The organism is Peribacillus sp. FW305-BF15 (assembly GCF_058783805.1).
Genome location: NZ_JBYSYV010000007.1, coordinates 100,368 through 122,391 on the forward strand (window position 1 = coordinate 100,368; position 22,024 = coordinate 122,391).

General features: G+C 44.4%; 20 protein-coding genes. All 20 read left to right on the top strand.

The features are described from left to right. Positions 1-3 precede the first annotated feature (3 nt). The 20 genes from mnmA to AC3WLU_RS09300 all read left to right on the top strand — a co-directional run bounded on the left by mnmA (position 4) and on the right by AC3WLU_RS09300 (position 22,004). Positions 4-1,119: a tRNA 2-thiouridine(34) synthase MnmA gene (mnmA, locus tag AC3WLU_RS09205; RefSeq protein WP_492597178.1), complete on the top strand. Its 1,116-nt coding sequence runs from the start codon at positions 4-6 to the stop codon at positions 1,117-1,119. Positions 1,120-1,240: 121 nt separating this feature from the next. Continuing rightward, on the top strand, positions 1,241-1,906 hold the full coding sequence (locus AC3WLU_RS09210) for a tetratricopeptide repeat protein (protein WP_063577666.1): 666 nt from the start codon (positions 1,241-1,243) through the stop codon (positions 1,904-1,906). Positions 1,907-1,942: 36 nt separating this feature from the next. Further along, entirely contained in the window at positions 1,943-4,348 is a 2,406-nt protein-coding gene (gene recD2 / locus AC3WLU_RS09215) for an SF1B family DNA helicase RecD2 (RefSeq protein ID WP_492597179.1), read from the top strand. Between the two features lie 82 nt (positions 4,349-4,430). Continuing rightward, positions 4,431-5,000, top strand: a complete 570-nt coding sequence (locus AC3WLU_RS09220) for a LemA family protein (protein WP_492597180.1) — start codon at positions 4,431-4,433, stop codon at positions 4,998-5,000. Continuing rightward, positions 5,000-5,770, top strand: a complete 771-nt coding sequence (locus AC3WLU_RS09225; protein ID WP_063575626.1) for a TPM domain-containing protein — start codon at positions 5,000-5,002, stop codon at positions 5,768-5,770. Before AC3WLU_RS09220 ends, AC3WLU_RS09225 begins: the two co-directional genes overlap by 1 nt. 353 nt (positions 5,771-6,123) lie before the next feature. After that, the gene (locus AC3WLU_RS09230; protein WP_176548612.1) at positions 6,124-6,582 is read left to right on the top strand and encodes a PRC-barrel domain-containing protein; all 459 of its coding nucleotides are present in this window, start codon (positions 6,124-6,126) and stop codon (positions 6,580-6,582) included. Further along, the gene (locus AC3WLU_RS09235; RefSeq protein WP_034311361.1) at positions 6,572-6,787 is read left to right on the top strand and encodes a YrzR-like zinc ribbon domain; all 216 of its coding nucleotides are present in this window, start codon (positions 6,572-6,574) and stop codon (positions 6,785-6,787) included. The genes AC3WLU_RS09230 and AC3WLU_RS09235 overlap by 11 nt, the downstream gene beginning before the upstream one ends. A 226-nt stretch (positions 6,788-7,013) precedes the next feature. Continuing rightward, complete coding sequence (locus tag AC3WLU_RS09240) at positions 7,014-8,090, top strand: AI-2E family transporter (RefSeq protein WP_034308639.1); 1,077 nt, start codon at positions 7,014-7,016, stop codon at positions 8,088-8,090. Between the two features lie 310 nt (positions 8,091-8,400). Continuing rightward, positions 8,401-11,037 (top strand): alanine--tRNA ligase, encoded by a 2,637-nt coding sequence (gene alaS, locus AC3WLU_RS09245; RefSeq protein ID WP_268565104.1) that lies wholly within the window; start codon positions 8,401-8,403, stop codon positions 11,035-11,037. 65 nt (positions 11,038-11,102) lie between these two features. After that, positions 11,103-11,372 (top strand): IreB family regulatory phosphoprotein, encoded by a 270-nt coding sequence (locus tag AC3WLU_RS09250; protein WP_034311358.1) that lies wholly within the window; start codon positions 11,103-11,105, stop codon positions 11,370-11,372. Further along, positions 11,372-11,797 carry a Holliday junction resolvase RuvX gene (ruvX, locus tag AC3WLU_RS09255; RefSeq protein ID WP_413001096.1) on the top strand — a complete coding sequence of 142 codons (426 nt, stop codon included), beginning with the start codon at positions 11,372-11,374 and terminating at the stop codon, positions 11,795-11,797. The genes AC3WLU_RS09250 and ruvX overlap by 1 nt, the downstream gene beginning before the upstream one ends. A gap of 12 nt (positions 11,798-11,809) precedes the next feature. Next, on the top strand, positions 11,810-12,100 hold the full coding sequence (locus tag AC3WLU_RS09260) for a DUF1292 domain-containing protein (protein WP_034308630.1): 291 nt from the start codon (positions 11,810-11,812) through the stop codon (positions 12,098-12,100). Positions 12,101-13,632: 1,532 nt separating this feature from the next. After that, positions 13,633-14,769, top strand: coding sequence for an endolytic transglycosylase MltG (gene mltG / locus AC3WLU_RS09265; protein ID WP_413009805.1), 1,137 nt, complete (start codon positions 13,633-13,635; stop codon positions 14,767-14,769). A gap of 257 nt (positions 14,770-15,026) precedes the next feature. Continuing rightward, entirely contained in the window at positions 15,027-15,692 is a 666-nt protein-coding gene (locus AC3WLU_RS09270; protein ID WP_095678541.1) for an O-methyltransferase, read from the top strand. Beyond that, complete coding sequence (locus AC3WLU_RS09275; RefSeq protein WP_492597181.1) at positions 15,679-16,608, top strand: peptidase U32 family protein; 930 nt, start codon at positions 15,679-15,681, stop codon at positions 16,606-16,608. The genes AC3WLU_RS09270 and AC3WLU_RS09275 overlap by 14 nt, the downstream gene beginning before the upstream one ends. 32 nt (positions 16,609-16,640) lie before the next feature. Next, positions 16,641-17,912, top strand: coding sequence for a peptidase U32 family protein (locus tag AC3WLU_RS09280; protein ID WP_034308621.1), 1,272 nt, complete (start codon positions 16,641-16,643; stop codon positions 17,910-17,912). Position 17,913: 1 nt separating this feature from the next. Further along, entirely contained in the window at positions 17,914-18,552 is a 639-nt protein-coding gene (gene udk / locus AC3WLU_RS09285; protein ID WP_063575632.1) for a uridine kinase, read from the top strand. A 302-nt stretch (positions 18,553-18,854) separates the two neighbouring features. Then, entirely contained in the window at positions 18,855-19,331 is a 477-nt protein-coding gene (gene greA / locus AC3WLU_RS09290; protein ID WP_412995442.1) for a transcription elongation factor GreA, read from the top strand. Positions 19,332-19,456: 125 nt separating this feature from the next. Further along, the gene (locus tag AC3WLU_RS09295) at positions 19,457-21,208 is read left to right on the top strand and encodes a peptidoglycan D,D-transpeptidase FtsI family protein (protein ID WP_492597182.1); all 1,752 of its coding nucleotides are present in this window, start codon (positions 19,457-19,459) and stop codon (positions 21,206-21,208) included. An 88-nt stretch (positions 21,209-21,296) separates the two neighbouring features. Continuing rightward, positions 21,297-22,004, top strand: a complete 708-nt coding sequence (locus AC3WLU_RS09300) for a YrrS family protein (RefSeq protein ID WP_430026169.1) — start codon at positions 21,297-21,299, stop codon at positions 22,002-22,004. The last annotated feature ends 20 nt before the right edge of the window (positions 22,005-22,024 follow it).

Below are 22,024 nucleotides of genomic sequence, written 5' to 3' on the forward strand. Positions count from 1 at the left end.
AGAATGAGAAAAGCACCACAGGACACCCGCGTCGTCGTGGGTATGTCAGGAGGCGTGGATTCTTCTGTGTCAGCCCTGCTATTGAAGAATCAAGGCTATGATGTGGTCGGGATTTTCATGAAGAACTGGGATGATACAGATGAAAACGGAGTCTGTACGGCAACCGAAGATTACAATGATGTAATTGCCGTTTGTAATCAAATCGGCATCCCTTATTATGCGGTCAATTTCGAGAAGCAGTATTGGGATAAAGTTTTCACTTATTTCCTGGATGAGTATAAAGCGGGCCGTACCCCGAATCCGGATGTAATGTGCAATAAGGAAATCAAGTTCAAGGCTTTTCTTGAACATGCGGTAAGCCTTGGTGCCGACTATGTGGCTACAGGTCATTACGCACAGGTTGAATACCGGGATGGCGAATACAAAATGCTGCGCGGTATCGATAATAATAAAGATCAAACGTACTTCTTGAACCAGCTTACTCAAGAACAGTTGGAAAAAGTCATGTTTCCGCTTGGACACATTGATAAGAAGGAAGTCCGTGAAATTGCGAAAGAAGCGGGTCTTGCCACGGCAGCGAAAAAAGATTCTACAGGAATCTGTTTTATCGGTGAACGCAATTTCAAAGAGTTTTTAAGCAATTACCTCCCAGCTCAGCCCGGTGATATGGTCACGATGGATGGCAAGGTTATGGGCAAACATGACGGATTGATGTATTACACGATCGGTCAGCGTCACGGTCTGGGAATTGGCGGCAGCGGCGATCCTTGGTTTGTTGCGGGAAAAGACTTGAAGCGCAATGTATTGTATGTGTGTCAAGGCTTTGATAATGATGTGCTGTATTCCAATTCCCTTCGTGCAGTCAATGTCAGCTGGGTAGCGGAACATGCGCCTGCCGATGAATTCACATGCACGGCAAAATTCAGGTACCGTCAAGACGATAGCGGTGTTAAGGTGAAGGTCTTGGACAATGGTGATGTCGAAGTCATCTTTGACGAGCCAGTCCGCGCAATCACACCTGGACAAGCAGTCGTCTTCTATGATGGTGAAGTATGCCTTGGCGGCGGTACGATTGATGAAGTATTTAAAAAAGGTGAAAAACTGACTTACGTAGGGTAAAATAATCATGTCCCCAGCTGTGTTTGCGGTTGGGGACTTCTTTTGGATTGCGGGTGACCGCCTGAATTTGACCACTGGCTTATGCTATACTTTTTAATATAAAAATGGAGTGTGAATGGATATGGATAAGAATCAACAAGGTATTGAATTTATGCAGCAAGGGAAATACGAAGAAGCGGCGAAAGTTTTTAATGAGGCGATCGAGGAAAATCCGAATGAGCCTGTTGCTTACATAAACTTTGGGAATGTATTGACTGCCGTCGGTGAAACGGATAAAGCGGTCAAGTTTTACAAAAAGGCGATCGAGCTGGATGAAAATGCAGCAGCGGCGTACTATTCATTAGGAAACTTATATTATGAATCCGATTCTAAACTGGTCGAAGCGAAGGATATGTTTGAAAAGGCCATCCGTCTGGGACTGGATAACAGCGATGCTTACTTCATGCTTGGATTGACATTGATGGCATTGGATCAACCGAAATTGGCGATGCCTTATCTGCAGAGAACGGTGGAGCTGAGCCCTGAGGATGTTGATGCAAGATTCCAATATGCTTTATGTCTTGCTAATGCGGAATTGTATGATGAATTGATCAATCAACTGAATAAAGTTGTGGAACAGGATCCGGGCCATGCGGATGCTTATTATAATTTAGGTGTTGCGTTTGCAGGGTATCGTGAGGATGCGAAAGCCGCGATGGTTTATTTTGATAAGGCTTTGGAAGCACAGCCTGACCATATGCTTGCTGCGCACGGTAAGAAACTGATGGAAGAAATGAATGCTGAGTAAATAAAAAGCATATGCATGGAAAGGTGGGGAGAAGAGTTGAGCCAGCAAGATTCGTTGGATTTGTTTTCAGAAGAGAAAAAGTTCATGAAAGGCAGTCATTTAGTGACGATCTTTCATAATGAAGAAAATATGTACTCGGTTGTGAGAATTCGTGTGCATGAAACGAATCTGGAATATGAAGAGAAGGAAGCGGTCGTAACAGGTTATTTTCCAAGGATGCATGAGGATGAGATCTATATTTTTTATGGGGCCATGAAGGAACATCCGCGTTTTGGCCTTCAATTCCATGTAGAGCATTTTCGCAAGGATCTGCCTCAATCCAAGGAAGGCATCGTCAGTTATTTATCAGGTGACCTTTTCAAGGGCATTGGGAAAAAAACAGCCGAAAGCATTGTTGAGACACTGGGTGATAAGGCCATTTCAAAAATTCTGGCTCAGCCTTCGCTGCTTGATGATATCCCGAAGCTATCAGGGGAAAAGGCAAAAGGCCTCTATGATACATTAGTCGAGCATCAAGGTCTGGAGCAGGTGATGATCGCCTTGAATCAATATGGCTTCGGTCCGCAGCTGTCGATGAAAATCTATCAAATGTATAAGCAGGATACGATCACGATGGTTCAGGGGAATCCGTATAAGCTCGTAGAGGATATTGAAGGGATTGGGTTTGGACGGGCGGATGAGCTTGGGCATCAGCTGGGCATTTCCGGCAGCCACCCCGACCGAATCAAGGCTGCGTGCTTGTATACGCTTGAATCCCAATGCCTCCAGGACGGAAATATATACATAGAAGCCGAGCAGCTCTTGGAAGCGGTCAAACGGCTGCTGGAGGAAAATAAACGGGATCGCATTGAGTTCACCAACATTTCCTCGGAAATAATCGAATTGACGCAAGAGGGGAAAATCGTTGTCGAGGATCAACGAATTTATCCGCCTTCGCTATTCTATTCGGAAAAGGGAATCGTGATGAATATCAAGCGGCTGCTTGCTCAAACCGAGTATGAGGACCAGTTCCCTGAATCGGAGTTCTTGCTGGCACTTGGGAAGCTGGAAGAGCGGCTGGATGTTTCCTATGCCCCGGCCCAAAAGGATGCGATCCAGACAGCCTTGCAATCGCCGATGTTAATCTTGACTGGGGGACCGGGTACAGGTAAGACGACAGTCATCAAAGGCATCGTTGAGCTATATGCAGAGCTGCATGGTGTATCCATGGACATTAACGATTATAAAAAAGAAGGAAGCGATCCCTTTCCATTCGTACTTGCGGCTCCTACTGGCCGTGCAGCGAAACGCATGGCCGAGTCGACGGGGCTCCCCGCAGTCACGATCCACCGTTTGCTGGGGTGGAACGGGAGTGAAGGCTTTTCCCATGATGAGGATAATCAGCTGGATGGCCGTATCGTGATTATCGATGAGGTTTCAATGGTGGATACGTGGCTGGCCCATCAATTGTTTAAAGCTCTGCCGGAAAATGTCCAGGTGATATTGGTTGGTGATGAAGATCAGCTGCCATCTGTTGGCCCTGGGCAGGTTTTAAAGGATTTGCTTGCATCGAATTGTGTGCCGACTGTCAGTCTCGAACATATATATCGTCAAGCTGATGGGTCATCGATCATTGAATTGGCCCATGAAATCAAAAAAGGAAGGCTTCCGGATGATGTCACGAAACAGCAGGAAGATCGATCGTTCATTCGCTGTCAAACGAATCAAATCCCCCAAGTAATCGAGAAAGTGGTTGCCAATGCCAGGACGAAAGGCTTCACGGCCAAAGATATACAGGTGCTGGCTCCCATGTATAGAGGGCCTGCCGGAATTGATGCACTGAATAAAATGCTTCAGGAAGTGTTCAATAGCAATGCGAATGAGAAGCGGCGGGAAATAAAATTCGGCGATGTGATATTTAGAACCGGAGATAAGGTGCTACAACTGGTGAACCAGCCGGAGGAGGGTGTCTTTAATGGCGATATGGGGGAAATTGTGTCCATATTGTTCGCTAAAGAAAATACCGATTCTGTCGATAAAGTGATCATATCGTTCGAAGGCATCGAAGTGACTTACACGAAGCAGGATTTGAACCAGATTACACATGCCTATTGCTGCTCCATCCATAAATCGCAGGGAAGCGAATTCCCCATCGTCATTTTACCTGTAGTGAAAAGTTATTACCGGATGCTCCGCCGTAATTTATTGTATACGGCGATTACCCGCAGTAAAAATTTCTTGATCCTATGTGGTGAAGAAGATGCATTCCGTTTAGGGATCGAGCGTAATGATGAGATGCGCCGGAAAACGACTTTGCGTGAAAAGCTGCTGGAGATCTTGAGTGAAGAAGAAATGCCGGTCGAAAAGGGAGAGGTACATCAAGAGGCAAGTTATCTTGATATTCTTATGCATGCTGACCCGATGATCGGGATGGAGAATGTCACGCCATATGATTTTATGTAGGTTCTTTTTGATTGATTTTGTTTAAAATTCATGGTTTTGGTGGAACTAATAAGGATATAACTTATATGTAAGCAGGGGGGATTTGATGAAAAAAGGTTGGATAATCGGGATAGTCGTTGTCGTTCTACTGGTCATTTATGGCACATCTTCGTACAACGGACTTGTTAGTGCCAGTGAAGACGTCGATAATAAATGGTCACAGGTGGATAACCAATTAAAACGAAGAGCGGATTTGATTCCGAATCTTGTTGAAACGGTGAAGGGTTATGCCGCTCATGAAACGGAAGCCATTAAAGCGGTGAGTGATGCACGCTCGAAGCTGGCAGGTGCCAATTCGACCGAAGATGCAATTGAAGCCGATCAAGAATTGAGCGGGGCCTTGAGCCGTCTTTTGGTTGTTGTCGAGAACTATCCGGACTTAAAGGCCAATGAGAACTTTAAGGGTCTCATGGATAGTTTGGAAGGCACGGAAAATCGGCTGACGGTAGCACGAAAAGACTATAATGATGAAGTTACCAACTATAATAAGATGATTAAACGCTTTCCGAAGAATATGATGGCAGGAGCGTTCGGGTTTGATGCCAAACCATATTTTGAAGTGACCGATCAAGAAAAAGAAACGCCAAAGGTTGATTTCGGGAGCGATAAATAATGAAAAAACTCGCTGTGTTTGCGCTATTCTTCATTCTCACGTTCAGTTTAGCAAACGTGGCCGCAGCACAACCTAACATTCCTGAACCAGTGGGGGATATATATGTTCAGGACTTCGCCGGAGTCCTGAATGATCAGGAAAAATCGGAACTCATCGAACTAGGGAAACGATTGGATGATGCCACAAAAGCACAAATTTCCATTTTGACGGTTGATTCGATGGAAGGATCCGAAATCGAGGAGTACTCGGTCGAGGCATTAAGATCATTCAAGCTTGGTGATGCCGAGCTGAACAATGGAGTCCTCATCGTGCTGGCCATGGAAGAACAGAAAATCCGTATTGAAGTTGGGTACGGTTTGGAAGGGGCCATCACCGATATAAAATCTGGACAGATTTTGGATGATGTGGCTATCCCCGCGCTGAAAGAGGGTAAATATGATGTTGCCCTGACGGAGACCTATAAGGCTGTATATAATGACGTCACGAAAGAATACAACCTAGGTGACGAGTTTTATCAAGATCTCTCCGTTCAGCCCGAGTCAGAAACCTTTCAGCCATCTGGTTTACAGATTTTCCTCATTATCATCGTCGTCATCATCGTATTCATCCTCGATGCCAAGTTCTTTAAAGGGTTTTTCCTTCAAACGCTAATCAATATCCTTTTGATATTCATAAGTCGCGGCGGCGGCGGCCGTGGAGGCGGAAGCGGCGGTCCACGGGGCGGCGGCGGAGGAAGTTCCGGTGGCGGAGGTGCCAGCAGGGGCTGGTAAAGCAGTGGGTCTGACCGGGAAACCGGTCTTTTTTTTCGTAAAGATTGTTGTTTTTAAAACGAAACTATTTAAGGTTGATTGGAGCGAAAGTGCGAGACTCCTGCGGGAGCAGCGGGACAGGTGAGACCCCACAGGCGTTTACGCCGAGGAGGCTCACCGCCCGCACCAAGGAAAGCGAGCATCTGGAGGGGAAATCAACCACAACTCACTACCTGGTAAATAGCAACAAAGTATGTGAAAACAGCCTTTTTTTATGTATGGCCCCTGTGTCGGACCAACAATGGAAAACCTTTCAGCACATCTATTTTCAGTAGTAAAGAGATAATAAAAATGTTCGGAAAGGCGGGATGACCTTGCGGACGTTTTCTTTATTGAAAGGAATGCCGGTTTTCACAATCAAAGGAGAAAGAATCGGCACGGTCCACGATTTATCAATTTCCGAAATGGGACAGGTAACTGGCTTGGTCGTTCATCAGCAAGCATTGTTCAAAAGAGCTTTTCATTTGAAACTTGACGAGATTTCTTCATTCGGTCCAGATGGGATCGTCATCAGCCACCAAGATTCAACCTTAAGGAAAGTGCCTGCGGATTCCATTTGCCTTTCGAAGGACGAAGTATTGGGACGCATGCTGTTTTCAGAAATGGGCGAAGAACTTGGTTTACTGCAGGATGTATATTTCAAGGAAAAAATGGGCACGATTATAGCGTATGAAACAACGGATGGGTTTTTCTCGGAGTCGACAGTGATAGAATCAAAACAGCCGCCTGCATTAGGGAAGGATACCATCATTGTTTCAGTTTATGAACAGTGAGGTGTCCATTTTGGAAATTAAATGTCCGAATTGCCGCAGTAAAGATGTTGGGAAGATTGGCGTAAATCAATATTATTGTTGGAATTGCTTTATTGAAATGACTCTGTCCGAAGGGCTCATCAATACGCATCAAGTCGAGGAAGATGGAAGTTTAAGCTCATTGGACGATTTGTTTGAGGAAAATGACCGCCGCTTCGGTATGTAAATAACGGAAGAGGTGTTTGCAATGGCTAGACGTTCACGCAATACTCTAATGAATATGGGTTCGGACTTGATGAACTCGAAGATGATCAAACGGAACATGAAGAAAATACGCAAAAGATTAAAGTCATTATTATAGCAGGAATGGGTGTCCTGATAATGAGGGCACTCTTTTTTATGTATGAAAACCTTCCGCCTTTCGAAGAATAAATGAGCGGGGGGTGTTTATTGTGAGTATTCGGCTAAAGTGGTTTTATCGCCTGGGTTTTTTATTGCTCTTATTTTTCGTCATCTATATTTTTATGAAACTTAAGCCCATGTGGGGACCTGCCGTTACTGTATGTGTGACGGTGCTGCTGCCCTTTTTGGTCGGTGCGTTCATCAGTTACTTGCTGCACCCTGTAGTGGAATATTTGAATGAGAAAGGGATGCGTCGCTGGCTTTCGATCACGATCATCTATTTGTTGTTTTTCGGGGGGATCGGTTTTGCCGTTTATAAAGGGATTCCAGTGATCGTCAGCCAGGTTCGCGAGCTGTCGGAAAGCGTGCCGGAACTGGTTGAACAGTACCGGGGCAGGATTGATAAGCTCAATCATCAAACGGCGGCCTGGCCGTTCGGAATTCATGAAAGATTCGAAGAGGGTGTCACCCTTTTCGAAGGCTGGCTGAAGCGTATACCGGAAAAGGCGATGGAGTATGCAATGAAGATGATTGATTTCATCGTCCTGATTGCGTTGATTCCCTTCATTGCTTTTTATATCCTGAAAGATTTCACCGTTTTAAAAAAAATGGCATGGTATATGACCCCGAAAAAATGGCGCAATCAGGGACGGGCATTCGTTCGTGATGTCGATGCATCGCTTGGCGGCTATATCCGCGGACAAATCATCGTCTGTGTCGTGATCGGCTTGATTTCCTCGCTGCTCTTCTGGATAGCCGGAATGAAATATCCGCTTCTTTTGGGGGCGATAATCGGAATAACGAATGTCATTCCGTATTTCGGACCGATTATTGGGGCCATTCCTGCTGTGGTCATCGCCGCGACAATGTCAGTGAAAATGGTGTTGATCATCGCGGTCATCGTGCTTGTCCTTCAATTTCTCGAAGGAAATATCCTGTCTCCGCTAATAGTCGGTAAAAGCCTTCATATGCATCCGCTGTTCATCATGCTTGCATTATTGGCCGGAGGCGAAATAGGCGGTATCGTCGGCATGGTCGTTTCGATTCCCATCTTGGCTGTGTTGAAAGTTTTTGTACTTCATGCCCGCGTTCACTTTAGAAAGAAGCCGCCCCTTATTGACAAATAAAAGTCTTGTGAATATAATCCATAACATAAGATAATTCGTTGAAGGATGAAGTATGCTGAAGTCCATCTAAAGAGAGGGGTCCCCCAGGCTGAAAGGGACTGCCAGGTGAAGAGCAGCAGAAAGCTAGTCCTGAGAGCAGCTAATACCTGCCGTCACGCCGCGTTAAGGCTTTTATGAAGGTGATGGACCTGGGATGAATTCCTGCGTCCATAATCAGGGTGGTACCGCGAGTCAACTCTCGTCCCTGTTTTTGGGATGGGGGTTTTTTGTGTGCTCAAAATTACATAATTTTTAAAAGGAGGATATATATATGAAGTATTTAACTGGTGCTCAAATCCGCCAAATGTATTTAGACTTTTTTAGTGAAAAAGGACATAACATCGAACCAAGTGCGTCATTGGTTCCTCATGAAGATCCATCATTGCTTTGGATCAATTCCGGGGTGGCGACGTTAAAGAAATATTTTGATGGACGGGTGATTCCTGAAAATCCAAGGATTACGAATGCTCAAAAGGCGATCCGTACAAACGATATTGAAAACGTGGGAAAAACGGCACGTCATCATACGTTTTTCGAAATGCTCGGAAACTTCTCCATTGGTGAATATTTCAAAGAAGAAGCCATCACATGGGCATGGGAATTTTTGACCGATGAAAAATGGATTGGGTTCGATAAAGATAAATTGGCTGTGACGATCCATCCTGAAGATGATGAAGCATTTGAACTTTGGAATAAGAAAATCGGTGTTCCTGCTGAAAGGATCATTCGCCTGGAAGAAAACTTCTGGGATATCGGGGAAGGTCCAAGCGGTCCGAATACGGAGATTTTCTATGACCGCGGACCAGCATATGGCGATGATCCGAATGATCCGGAACTATATCCAGGCGGGGAAAATGAACGTCATCTGGAAGTATGGAATCTTGTATTTTCTCAATTCAACCATAATCCGGACGGTTCTTACACACCGCTTCCAAAGAAAAATATCGATACAGGGATGGGCCTTGAGCGTATGGCTTCCGTCGTTCAAGATGTGGCGACGAACTATGATACAGATTTATTCATGCCAATCATCCGCGCAGTCGAAGAGATATCCGATGTAAAATATGGTGTTGATTCAGAAAAAGATGTGGCATTCAAAGTCATAGCCGACCATATTCGTACGGTAGCCTTTGCAGTTGGTGACGGGGCTCTTCCATCCAACGAAGGCCGCGGTTATGTATTGCGCCGTTTACTTCGCAGAGCGGTTCGATATGCTAAGCAAATCAACATCAACCGACCATTCATGTTCGAGCTTGTGACGGTCGTCGGTGAAATCATGAAAGACTTCTATCCTGAAGTCCTCAAGAATAAAGAATTCATTGCAAAAGTAATCAAAAATGAAGAGGAACGCTTCCATGAAACCCTGAATGATGGACTGTCCATCCTTTCTGAAGTCATTAAAAAGGAAAAGGAAAAAGGCAATACGACCATTCCGGGCAGCGATGCATTCCGTTTATATGACACATATGGTTTCCCGATTGAGTTAACGGAAGAGTATGCAGAAGAAGAAGGCATGGCGGTCGATCAAGCTGGATTTGAAAAAGAGATGGATGCTCAGCGTGAACGTGCCCGTTCAGCGCGTCAAGATGTTGATTCCATGCAAATCCAAGGCGGGGTATTGGGCGATATTAAAGTTGAAAGTGAATTTGTCGGATATGATCAAGTTGCTGTCGAAGCCAAAGTTGCCGCCATCATACAAAATGGCGAGCTTGTAACGGAGGCACAAGAAGGAGAAGAAGTTCAAGTGATACTGGACAAGACTCCTTTCTACGCGGAAAGCGGCGGACAAATAGCCGATATAGGAACGATGGCCAGTGAATCGGTGAAGGTTGATGTCCTTGATGTCCAAAAAGCTCCTAATGGCCAAAATCTGCACCGTGTAGCAGTTACTGCCGGCACATTAACAGCAGATTCCCATATCGTTGCTGCGGTAAATCAAGAAAATCGCATCCATATCACGAAAAACCATACAGCGACGCACCTTTTGCATCAGGCGTTGAAAGATGTGCTTGGTACACATGTCAACCAAGCGGGTTCACTCGTACAGGCTGAACGCCTTCGCTTCGATTTCTCTCATTTTGGCCAGATAACTGCGGAAGAGATTGAACAAATCGAAACGATTGTAAATGAAAAGATTTGGCAAAGCTTACAAGTGAATACGGATTATAAAAACATCGAAGAAGCCAAGGCTATGGGCGCAATGGCCTTGTTCGGCGAAAAATACGGCAAGATTGTACGTGTCGTTCAAATAGGCGATTACAGTTTGGAACTTTGCGGCGGTGTCCACGTTCCGAATACAGCGGTGATCGGCTTGTTCAAAATCGTTTCCGAAAGCGGCATCGGTGCAGGAACTCGCCGTATAGAAGCGGTAACGGGTGCCGGGGCGTACAAATTGATGACCGATCAAATCGGTGTCCTGAAGGACGCGGCTGCTAAATTGAAAACGAACTTGAAAGACGTACCTTCAAGAATTGAAACGGTACTGGCTGAAGTGAAGGATCTTCATCGCGAGAATGAAAGCCTTACTGCAAAATTAAGTAATATTGAAGCAAGCAGTCTTGTTTCTAACGTAAAAGACGTAAATGGTGTTCAAGTATTGGTGGCGAAGGTTCAAGCTACCGACATGAATAATCTGCGTGCCATGGCGGATGATTTGAAACAAAAGCTCGATTCTGTCATTATCGTATTAGGCTCGGCCCAAGGCGATAAAGTCAATTTGATTGCCGGGGTGACCAAGGATTACATCGACCGCGGTTTCCATGCTGGTAAATTGGTAAAAGAAGTTGCTTCCCGTTGCGGCGGTGGCGGTGGCGGACGTCCAGATATGGCCCAAGCCGGCGGAAAAGACCCTGAAAAATTGGATGCAGCACTTAATTTTGTTGAAGAATGGGTCTTATCGATTTCATAATCAATGGAAAGTGTTGTACAATGTAGGTAATAGTGGATTTGGACGCTGAGGAGAGGTGCATGTTAATGAGTTCCTTTGATAAAACGATGAAATTTAATTTTCCCGAAGAACCATTCGAAAGAGATGTACAAGAAGTATTGTCTCAAGTGTATGTTGCACTTCAGGAAAAAGGTTATAACCCGATAAACCAGATTGTCGGTTATCTATTATCTGGTGACCCGGCCTACATCCCGCGCCATATGGATGCTCGAAACATTATTCGTAAGCTTGAACGCGATGAAATCATCGAAGAATTGGTTAAATCGTATCTTAAGAACCATCGAGAGGAATACTAATGCGCACAATGGGACTTGATTTAGGTTCAAAAACCATCGGCGTCGCCCTGAGCGACGCGATGGGCTGGACTGCACAAGGTTTGGAAACGATCAAAATTAACGAAGCTGGAAATGACTTCGGCTTTAAACGCCTCAATGAAATTATAAAAGAGCATGATGTTTCTAAAATTGTCCTCGGTTTACCTAAGAACATGAATGGGACTGTTGGACCGCGAGGCGAGATCAGCCAAGATTTCGCTAAACGATTAGAATACAAATTCAAGCTGCCGGTGTTTCTCTGGGATGAACGGTTGACAACTATGGCGGCTGAACGTGTCCTTCTTGAGGCGGACGTGAGCCGAAGCAAACGCAAGAAAGTCATTGATAAAATGGCAGCTGTCATGATTCTGCAAGGATTCTTGGACAGACAAACAAATTCAATATGAGGTGAATAACAAATGGAACACGGCGAAAACAACATTACAGTAGTAGATGAAAACGGAAACGAGCAGCTTTGCGAAATCCTTTTCACATTCGACTCAGATAAATTCAACAAATCTTATGTACTTTACTATCCGATGTCTGCAGAAGATGAAGAGGAAGAAATTGAAATCCACGCTTCATCATTCGTACCGAGCGAAGATAATAAAGATGGTGAACTTACACCGATCGAAACAGAAGAAGAGTGGGATCTTGTCGAAGAAATGTTAAATACATTCCTTGACCAAGAAGAAGCTGAAGAAGAATAAAAGAAAAAAACCGGCCCCTAAAGGTCGGTTTTTTTTTTGGCTCTTTTCGTAAAGGTTGTTGTTTTTAAAACGAAACTATTTTAGGTTGATTGGAGCGGAAGTGCGAGACTCCTGCGGGAGCAGCGTGTCTAAGGAGACCCCGCAGGCGGAAGCAAGGGAGGCTCCCGAGACCGCCCGTGGAAAGCGAGTACCTGGAGTGGAAATTTCAGTCTAACACCAATAACATTTTATGGTCGGGTTGTGACACTCCGAGCCAAAAGGGTTACAATCTGAATTTTTTATAAAATTTTATTGGAACGGAAGGTGCGAGACTCCTGCGGGAAAAGCGTGTCTAAGGAGACCCCGCAGGCGAAAGCCGAGGAGGCTCCCGAGACCGCCCGCGGAAAGCGAGTACCTGGAGTGGAAATCACGTTCAAATTGTACAAACCCATAATAAACTGTAGACATGAAGGTCGTTTTTTTCATTTTTGTACCAGTAACCCCTTATCTTTTCTTTGCGAATAAAAGCATAAAAGTAGCGAACGGACCCAAAAATAATGATAGCAAGAACCAATTCAGCGCCGTTCTATTTTTTCCTTGAGCAAGTCCGGCGTTTATGAGTGCCAATGTCCCCCAACCTACAAAATAATACTGATCCAACTCCTTCACACCTTTCCTTTTCCTCAAATCATTATGGCATTCCTATATGAATATTTCTGTCATTCCCTAAAATGCCAACACATGCAGGAAACATTTTTAGCAGAGTATAATTAAAACAAAGTTGATTGGAGCGGGTGTGCGAGATTCCTGCGGGAAAAGTGTGTCTAAGGAGACCCCGCAGGCGGAAGCCGAGAAGGCTCCCGAGACAGTCCGCGGAAAGCGAGAATCTGAAGTGGAAAGTAAGTCCACCACCAAATAACATTTCATTGTTCAGCTGTGATATTCCGAGCCACTTTTTTAGACTAAAGGGTTACAAAGTTGATTGGAACGGAAGGGGCGAGACTCCTGCGGGAATACGTGTCCAAGGGAGACCCCACAGGCGCAAAAGCGCCGAGGAGACTCCCGGACCGCCCGCGGAAAGCGAGTCCCTGGAGCGTAAATCAACGTCTAAATTGTACAAGCCATAAAAAGACTGTGGGCAAAAGGAGTTCGGAAATATATCTTTCATCAAATGATGTTCCCGAACCAACTGACCCCAAGCAGCACCATCAACTCCTCGAGTATGGTTTCTAAGTTAATAAATAGTTGATTGGGGAGTAAGGTAGGGGGTCTCTGCGGGAAAAACGCATCAAAGGGAATGCCTGGAGCGGAAATTAATATGCCCTCAAATAAACTGTAGACAAAGATATCACCATTTTCCTATTAAATAATACCTGTATATTGACAAAACTAGTGCATTTTTGCCATAAATAGAGTATTGATGAATGTAGTTTTGCAAAAAACATGTAATTATTTGTTGATTTTAGTATAATGTTCGAAGCAAAGATTAATTAGAGAAAAGCATCATCTAGAAACCATTCTGTAGTTGGTGTGAGTTTGCAGGGGGAATGAACATGGATGAAAAAGATAAAAATCTATCTAAAAAGGAACATATCCGAATGAAATTGTTAGAACAGCAAGGAGAAGCCAAGCTGGTTCGTAAAATCATCATGATTACGGTCGCTTCGCTTATTTTACTAATCGGGATAGTTGGTCTTGTGGGCTTTTTATATATCAACTCAGCCATGAAACCAGTCGATCCGGATGATGACACCATCAAGAAAGTGAAAATCCCGATCGGTTCATCCGTTAACGGAATTTCAACTCTGCTTGAAGAGCAGGGAATAATCAAGGACGCACGCGTATTCAAATATTATATTAAATTCCGCAATGAATCCGGTTTTCAGGCAGGGGAGTATAAATTATCACCTTCGATGCCGATTGAAGATATTGTCACAAGCATCAAAACCGGGAAACTCATGAAGGAAGCGGCAATGAAGATAACGATTCCTGAAGGGAAGCAGCTAATCCAAATTGCCGATATCATAGCGGGGAAGACGGGTGAAGATCCGAAAAAGGTCTTCAAGAAATTGAATGATAAGAAGTTCGTTAATTCCATGCAAGAGCAATTTCCGCAGCTATTGACCTCGGAAATTGAAAATGAAAAGGTTTTATATCCGCTGGAAGGGTACCTTTTCCCAGCTACTTATGACTTTTATGAAGAAAAGCCGACCCTGGAGTCGATCGTCATCGAGATGCTGAAGAAAACCGAAGAAACTTTGCAGGCTTACGAGGGCCAAATGGATAAGAACGATTATTCCGTACACGAGATGCTGACCTTCGCTTCGCTTGTCGAAGAAGAGGCGACGGCACAAGTCGATCGCGGAAAGATAGCTTCCGTCTTTTACAATCGTATTAAGGAAGGTATGCCGCTTCAAACGGATCCGACCGTTTTGTATGCGAAGGGTTCACATAAGAGCAGGGTGTATTATAAAGACCTTGAGGTGAAATCCCCTTATAATACGTATAAGAACAAGGGGCTTCCGCCAGGGCCGATTGCAAATGCCGGAACGACATCGATCGATGCGGTATTGAAACCTGAGAAAACGGATTACCTGTACTTTTTGGCAACACCTGAAGGGGAAGTCCTTTACTCCAAGACCTTGGATGACCACAATAACAAAAAGGCAGAGCATATTTCCAATAAATAAATAAAAAAATGCAAGGACACCGAGGGGGGAGAGATATTACTTTCCCCTTGTTTTTATGATAGAATAGTACAAGTGAATTTTTGATCCGATTCTTATCGGTGACGTAACTCGGCGAATGCCGGGTTTTATTTTGAAAGATAAGGAAATGTAGATCGTCAAGCATACTTGTTTCAGCTCCTTGTGAAGAAATTGTTCAATCAATTTTTTCATGTTACTGACCAAGCGCTTTTGTTTTCCTTATAAATGGAGGAAACGTTTTGAACGGAAAAATAGAACAATATCTTCATTCCTTAATTCCGGAGCGTACGGGTTTGCTTAAGGAGTTGGAAGATTTTGCGATGGAAAATAATGTGCCGATCATGGAGCCCGAAGGAATTGAAGTGCTGCTTCAGATTTTAAGGCTTCATCAGCCAAAAGCGATATTGGAAGTAGGTTCGGCCATTGGTTATTCGGCCATAAGGATGGCTGAGACCCTTCCGGAAGCTCAAATCGTCACACTTGAACGGAATGAGGCCCGCATTGAGCAGGCAAGGGCTAACTTCAAGAAGGCGGGACTGTCTGAAAGGATCACCCTCATTGAAGGGGATGCCCTTGAAGCGGGACCGAAAGTGATGGAGCATGGCCCGTTCGATATCATCTTCGTTGATGCAGCTAAAGGGCAGTACAAGCGATTCTTTGAACTGTTTGAACCATTCCTTGCTGATGCTGGCATCATCATTACTGACAATGTTTTATTCAAAGGCTTGGTTGCCGAAAACATTGAAGAAATGGAAATGACGAGAAGAAAGCGAGCTCTTATCAAAAAAATCAGAGACTTTAACATCTGGTTACATGACCATCCCCATTTCGATACTGTAATTTTGCCGATTGGTGATGGTGTGGCCATTAGTAAACATAGAGGTGACAAAAATGAAAAAGCCTGAATTACTCGTGACTCCGACAAGTGTCGATCATATAACAGAACTCATCGATGCTGGCGCTGATGCCTTTGTCATTGGCGAACAACGTTATGCACTAAGGCTGGCAGGGGAGTTCAATCGTGAAGATGTAGAGAAGGCAATTGAACTTGCACATGCTGCGGGCAAGAAAGTGTACGTATCCATGAACGCCATTTTTCATAATGAAAAAGTGGACGAGCTTGAAGGGTATGTTACATTCCTCAAAGAGGCTGGTGCCGACCGGATCATTTTCGGTGATCCCGCAGTCTTGATGGCTGTCCGTGCCGTGGCACCTGATATGCCCCTGCACTGGAATACAGAGATGACGGTAACGAACTGGTACACATGTAATTACTGGGGAAAACGCGGTGCTGTCCGTGCCGTTGCTGCCCGTGAGATAAGTCTGGACGAGATCGTGGAAATGAAGGAAAATGCCGAAGTGGAGATTGAAGTGCAAGTGCATGGCATGACATGCATGTTCCAATCGAAGCGAACGCTCCTAGGTAATTACTTTGAATACCAAGGCAAGGCATTGGAAGTGGAAAATCGGAAGGAACAAAGAAATATGTTCTTGCATGATAAGGAACGCGAAAATAAATACCCGATTTATGAAGATGAAAATGGTACACATATCATGAGTCCGAATGATATGTGCATGATTGATGAACTTCAGGAATTGATTGAAGCGGAAATTGATTCACTGAAAATCGAAGGGTTACTACAAACTCCGGAATATGTCATTGAAATGACAAGGTTATATCGGGAAGCGATTGACGTATATGCTGAAGACCCTGACCGCTATGATGATATCAAATCGGAACTTTTTGAAAAAGTCAAAGCGGTTCAGCCGGATAACCGTGAGTTGGATACTGGGTTCTTCTTTAAAGAATCGGTTTATTAAAGAAAAGGGTAAGAGAAAGAGGAGGAATAGCCTTGAATGCTATTGCTGATAAAATTTCCAAGATCGTTGATGGAAAGAGAGTCATTGTAAAAAAACCGGAATTGCTGGCTCCGGCCGGCAACCTGGAAAAATTAAAAATTGCCGTTCATTACGGCGCGGATGCCGTGTTCATTGGCGGTCAGGAATATGGCCTTCGTTCCAATGCCGGTAACTTCACGTTTGAGGAAATGAAGGAAGGCGTCGAATTCGCTAATAAATATGGTGCCAAAGTATATGTAACTACAAATATCTTCGCACATAATGAAAATATCGATGGTCTTGATGAATACCTGGAAGGTCTTCAGGAGGCAGGGGTCCATGGTATCATCGTCGCCGACCCATTAATCATCGAAACCTGTAAAAGGGTCGCTCCGAAAGTCGAGATCCATTTAAGCACACAGCAATCGCTATCGAACTGGAAGGCTGTTCAGTATTGGAAAGAGGAAGGCTTGGAGCGTGTTGTTTTGGCACGTGAGACGAGTGCTGATGAAATCCGTGAAATGAAGGAAAAGGTCGATATCGAAATCGAGGCTTTCGTTCATGGGGCCATGTGCATTGCCTATTCTGGACGCTGCACCCTTTCGAACCATATGACGGCGCGTGATTCGAACCGCGGCGGCTGCTGTCAGTCTTGCCGTTGGGATTATGATTTATATGAGCTGGATCAAGATGGGGAAAAGGCTTTATTCGATAAAGAAGATGCTCCATTCGCAATGAGTCCAAAAGACTTGAAGCTGATTGAATCACTGCCTGGCATGATTGAAATTGGCATAGACAGCTTAAAAGTCGAAGGAAGAATGAAATCGATTCATTATATTGCAACGGTTGTCAGCGTGTATCGTAAAGTGATTGATGCGTATTGTGCCGATCCCGACAATTTCAAGATTAAACAAGAATGGCTGGAAGAGCTTGATAAGTGTGCGAACCGTGAGACGGCATCATCGTTCATGGAAGGGGAAATTCCTGGGTATAAACAGCAAATGTTCGGGAATCATACCGTAAAGACTCGCTTCGACTTCGCAGGATTGGTGCTTGATTACAACGAGGAAACTAAAATCGTCACCATGCAGCAACGTAATTTCTTCAAGCCTGGGGATGAAGTGGAGTTTTTTGGACCGGAAATCGAAAACTTCACTCAAAAAATCGGTACGATCTGGGATGAGTCAGGTAAGGAGCTGGAGGCAGCCCGCCATCCGCTTCAAATTGTCCGCATTCAAGTAGATAATAGAGTTTATGTGAACAATATGATGCGGAAGGAGAATTGATATGACAAGACAGAAACCAGTGGTCATCGGAGTTACCGGAGGGTCGGGATCAGGTAAAACAAGTGTTACCCGTTCCATTTTTGAATTCTTCCAAGGACATTCCATCTTGATGATCGAACAAGATTATTATTATAAAGATCAAAGTCATCTGCCTTTTGAAGAGCGCCTGAAAACGAACTATGATCATCCGCTTGCATTTGATAATGATTTGTTAATCGATCACATTAACGCATTGCTGCGCTATGAAACGATAGAAAAACCGGTTTATGATTATTCGATCCATACGCGCTCGGAAGAAGTCATCACAGTTGAGCCACAGGATGTCATCATCCTTGAAGGGATTCTTGTACTGGAGGATGAGCGCCTGCGAGACCTGATGGATATGAAGCTATATGTCGATACGGACGCAGACCTGCGTATCCTTCGCCGGATGACCCGTGATATTAAAGAACGCGGCCGTTCCATAGATTCCGTCATCGAACAATACATCAGTGTCGTCCGTCCGATGCATAATCAGTTCATAGAACCGACGAAGCGTTATGCCGACATCATCATACCAGAAGGCGGCCAAAACCATGTGGCGATTGACCTTATGGTGACAAAAATTCAAACAATCCTTGAACAAAAGTCTTTTTTGTAATAACATAGCATAAATAATGATAGGTGCCATTTTCCTCCGTTTATTTAAAAATCCCATTTATTTAATGGGAAAGACTGGACAAATGTTGGAAAACGCAATACTCTATTCTTGATACAGAACGAACCGGCTGCTCACCGCAGTCGGTTTATATACTAAGGAACGGATTGTTTCTTAGTATCGAAGCGCGACTTTTTAAGTCGCGCAATTATATATTTTGACTCGATTTAGGGTTAAGCACGATATAGTACATAAACTTGTCACAGCGAATGCTTGCTGTAAAGAATTTGAAGGAGTGAAGGGTTTTGGCAATTGAAAAAGAATATCCAATGACTAAAGAAGGTAAGTTAAAGCTTGAACAGGAACTGGAACAGTTAAAAACGGTTAAACGTAAAGAAGTGGTGGAAAGAATCAAAATCGCCCGCAGTTTTGGGGACCTTTCCGAGAACTCAGAATACGATTCCGCAAAAGAAGAGCAGGCTTTCGTTGAAGGACGTATTACAACGATCGAAAACATGATCCGCAATGCAAAAATCATTGAAGGCAATGATTCGAATACAGATACAGTTTCACTTGGAAAAACGGTAACCTTCGTGGAACTTCCAAATGGTGATGAAGAAACATATTCCATCGTAGGAAGCGTTGAAGCGGACCCATTCGAAGGAAAAATCTCCAATGATTCCCCGATCGCGAAAAGCCTGATAGGGAAAAGGGTCGGCGACAAGGTATCGATCATGACACCTGGCGGCGAAATGAGCGTCAAGATTGTATCCATTGACTAAATAAAATGCAAAAGGGGATGTCCATCGGGGCATCCTCTTTTTTATCGGAAAAGTGCCGCGTTAAATTTGTTCATAATTGTTTAAAAATTCGCACCTCGTCAACAATGGTTATCGAGGTGTATTTTATGAAAAAGAAACGAATGAGGTTGCTGGCACTTTTTTTGACCACTTTCATGCTGATGCTCATAGGCAGGCTTGCCTACATCCAACTTGTATCGACAGAATCTTTTTCAAAGCATGATGTGAACCTGTTGGAAGCAAGCGTGAATCAGCGTTCACAAATATTAAAGATTGATGATGGACGCGGAAAGTTCTATGACAGAAATGGAGAACCGCTGGCACATGAAGAAATCCCGACGCTCGTCCTTTTTCCCTTTCTAAAAAAAATGACATGGCCCATAGATGAAGTGGCCTCGATAATAGGGAAATCGGAAGCGGAGTTAAAAAGGGCTATAGAAGAAGCGGATGAACCATTCGTATTTGGCGGGGATGAACCGATAGAGTTGACGTCCAGCCAGTCGAAGGCAATCAATGAATTGAAGATTCCCGGGGTCTTTGCCGTGAATGAGAAATTATATCATGATCAAACGCCTGCAGCACAATTGATCGGAACGACGAATATATCAGATGCGGAAAAGAAAAAACGTTATCCGGACATGAATTTATCTCCTGAAACGAAAATAGGCAATACGGGACTGCAAAGGACCTTCGATGAGTTCTTGCTTTCCGCTGGGGAATCGAAGCTCGTTTTTCACGTGGACGCCAGCGGAGGACCGATGTTCGGTGTCGATGTTAAATATGTGGAACCAGCAAATCCGCTTTACCCGGTGAAGGTCATGACGACGATCGATAAAGAAATTCAGGAGAAAGCGGAAAAGCTCGTCGATGAACGCGGGATAAAAAAAGGCGGTCTCGTCCTGATTGATATCGAAAAAAGTGAAATCGTGGCCATGGTATCACGTCCGGCGCTTAATATAAAAGATCCAAATGGTGAAGGGGCCGTCAATATGATGCTGACTCAAAAAACGCCGGGTTCCGTCTTTAAAACGGTCACGGCAGCAGCGGCCATCGATTATGAAGCGGCCAGTCCCACCAGGACATTTAACTGTAATTTGACGATAGACGGCAAAACGGATAAACAGAGGGAACTGGGCGTACTTAATTTTGAAAATAGCTTTGCCCAAAGCTGTAATAGGACGTTTGCCGAATTGTCACAGGAAATAGCGGAGAAGGATCCGGACTTTTTGGACAAATATGCAAAAAAGTTAGGGCTGGTTGGTGAAACGGGCTGGCAAGGGGACGTATATCACACGGAAGTCACTCAGCTGCATCATGAACAAACAGGAAAGGTCTGGCATGATGACGATTTAAAAAAAGATCCCAAAATGGTTGCCAAAACGGCAATTGGCCAGCAGGATGTCCAAACGACGCCGCTCGCGATCGCGAATATGATGGCAACGATTGCCCGCGGCGGCAAGAAGGAACAGGTCAAAGCCGTTTCCAAGGTCGAATTTAACAATAGTACGACCGTAGTCGATTTTCCCAATCAAAGCATTGGCGGCGAGAAACTGTCACCCTATACAGCGATGAAGATGCAGCATCTTCTTAGGAAGGTCGTAACGGAAGAGAAAGGGACGGGCGCTTCCTTGAGAGATTTGCCTGTGGAGGTCGCCGGCAAGTCCGGGACAGCTCAGACCAATATCGAAAAAGGGGAGCTCAATAAATGGTTTGCAGGCTACTTTCCATATAAAGATCCCAAATATGCTCTTGTTACCGTAAGTTTTGAAACGAAGGAAAACAGTTCCAGCATGACGCCTCTTTTTTCAGATATTGTAAAAGTCCTGTACTCGAAGGACCAGGACAATAGCGAGAATTGACGAAAAGTGTAGGAAACCCTTCCCTTCTATCTCTGGCTAAATCATGTTAAAATGAGGCAGTAAGAAATGGTAAGGGGAGGAATGGACCTTGGGCTCACGTTTCAATCAGAGAGATCAAAAAAGAAAAGTAAATAAAATATATAATATTGCAATCACCATCGTTTCCATTTTAATCGTCATTGTCGCAGTCTCGATTTTCTTAAGTGATGATGGCACCGAAACAAAAAAAGCCACGACTGAACCAAAGCAAGTCGCCGAGACAGAAAAAGGGAAAGTAGTGGACAAACCTTCTGGCAAAGAGGAAGAAACGGATTCAGAGAAGGAAGACGCAGTAGGTGATAGTGAAGCAACGGAAGAAGATGCCGAAAAAGAAGATAGTAAAGCAACAGAGGAAGATGCAGAAGAGAAGGCTGAAGATGATGCAGATTCAGAAAAAGCAGGAGATGCCCAACTTGTGGAAGTGGAAGGCAGCGGCGATGGCAATGTTGCGTCTACATATACAAGTGAGAGTTGGAAACCAGTAGGAACGGAGCAATCCGGGGAGCACACTACCAGCTTCGAAAAGGGCTCGGTCGATTGGAATGAAATGAGTAAAGCGATAGCAAGCGGAGCTGGAATCGATGAAGGCAGCATGAAGCTATGGTGGCTGCAAAACGGCGGTTCGTCGACCACGGCAATCGGTACGGTTTCTGAAGGAGACAACCCTAAAACGTTCCGGGTTTATATTGAATGGGTGGACGGATCAGGTTGGAAACCTGTAAAAGTCGAAGAGCTGAAGACAAACGATAAAAGATAATGTTCAGAAAAAATGTATAA

What these genes read in the sequence shown, in the direction of transcription:
- mnmA (WP_492597178.1), top strand. Translation starts at nt 4, where the DNA reads ATGAGAAAAGCACCACAGGACACCCGCGTCGTCGTGGGTATGTCAGGA.
- ruvX (WP_413001096.1), top strand. Translation starts at nt 11,372, where the DNA reads ATGCGCACAATGGGACTTGATTTAGGTTCAAAAACCATCGGCGTCGCC.
- AC3WLU_RS09275 (WP_492597181.1), top strand. Translation starts at nt 15,679, where the DNA reads ATGAAAAAGCCTGAATTACTCGTGACTCCGACAAGTGTCGATCATATA.
- AC3WLU_RS09260 (WP_034308630.1), top strand. Translation starts at nt 11,810, where the DNA reads ATGGAACACGGCGAAAACAACATTACAGTAGTAGATGAAAACGGAAAC.
- alaS (WP_268565104.1), top strand. Translation starts at nt 8,401, where the DNA reads ATGAAGTATTTAACTGGTGCTCAAATCCGCCAAATGTATTTAGACTTT.
- AC3WLU_RS09235 (WP_034311361.1), top strand. Translation starts at nt 6,572, where the DNA reads ATGAACAGTGAGGTGTCCATTTTGGAAATTAAATGTCCGAATTGCCGC.
- AC3WLU_RS09210 (WP_063577666.1), top strand. Translation starts at nt 1,241, where the DNA reads ATGGATAAGAATCAACAAGGTATTGAATTTATGCAGCAAGGGAAATAC.
- AC3WLU_RS09295 (WP_492597182.1), top strand. Translation starts at nt 19,457, where the DNA reads ATGAAAAAGAAACGAATGAGGTTGCTGGCACTTTTTTTGACCACTTTC.
- AC3WLU_RS09250 (WP_034311358.1), top strand. Translation starts at nt 11,103, where the DNA reads ATGAGTTCCTTTGATAAAACGATGAAATTTAATTTTCCCGAAGAACCA.
- udk (WP_063575632.1), top strand. Translation starts at nt 17,914, where the DNA reads ATGACAAGACAGAAACCAGTGGTCATCGGAGTTACCGGAGGGTCGGGA.
- AC3WLU_RS09225 (WP_063575626.1), top strand. Translation starts at nt 5,000, where the DNA reads ATGAAAAAACTCGCTGTGTTTGCGCTATTCTTCATTCTCACGTTCAGT.
- mltG (WP_413009805.1), top strand. Translation starts at nt 13,633, where the DNA reads ATGGATGAAAAAGATAAAAATCTATCTAAAAAGGAACATATCCGAATG.